1 pseudogene is annotated in these 676 nt (G+C 68.9%); it reads left to right on the top strand.

The features are described from left to right. A pseudogene (locus BBH68_RS38795) lies at nucleotides 1–656 on the top strand (IS5 family transposase); the annotation flags it as partial. Nucleotides 657–676: the final 20 nt, after the last annotated feature.

Here is a 676-nt window from a genome sequence, read left to right on the forward strand (position 1 = left end):
ACGCTGCACACCCGCTTCCGCCGGTGGGCCAAGGACGGCACCTTCGAGCGGATGCTCCGGGCCGCCCAGGCCAAGGCCGACGCGGCCGGGGACATCGAGTGGCTGGTGTCGGTCGACTCCACGATCGTCCGGGCCCACCAGCACGCGGCCGGAGCGCGAAAAGGGGGCTCCGCACCCCGGGACTCGGCCGGTCCCGAGGCGGCCTGACCAGCAAGATCCACCTGGCCTGCGACGCTGTGGGGCGACCACTCGCCTTCACCGTCACCGGCGGGAACGCCAACGACTGCACCCAGTTCACCGCCGTGATGAAGGCGATCTGTGTGCCCCGGCTGGGACCGGGGCGGCCCCGGGTCCGACCCGGCCACGTCATCGGCGACAAGGGCTACAGCTCCAAGGCCATACGCACCTGGCTGCGGCAGCGGAACATTCGGCACACCATCCCGGAACGGTCCGACCAGATCCGCAACCGGCTCCGACGCGGCAGCCGTGGTGGACGTCCGCCAGCCTTCGACAAGCAGGTCTACAAACGGCGCAACGTCGTCGAACGGTGTTTCAACCGACTCAAGCAGTGGCGCGGCATCGCCACCCGCTACGACAAGACCGCCGAGTCCTACCAAGCCGCCGTCACCCTCGCATCGCTGCTGATGTGGGCGTGACATTTGACGACAACTCCTAG

Source organism: Streptomyces sparsogenes, from assembly GCF_001704635.1.
Taxonomy (GTDB): Bacteria; Actinomycetota; Actinomycetes; order Streptomycetales; family Streptomycetaceae; genus Streptomyces; species Streptomyces sparsogenes.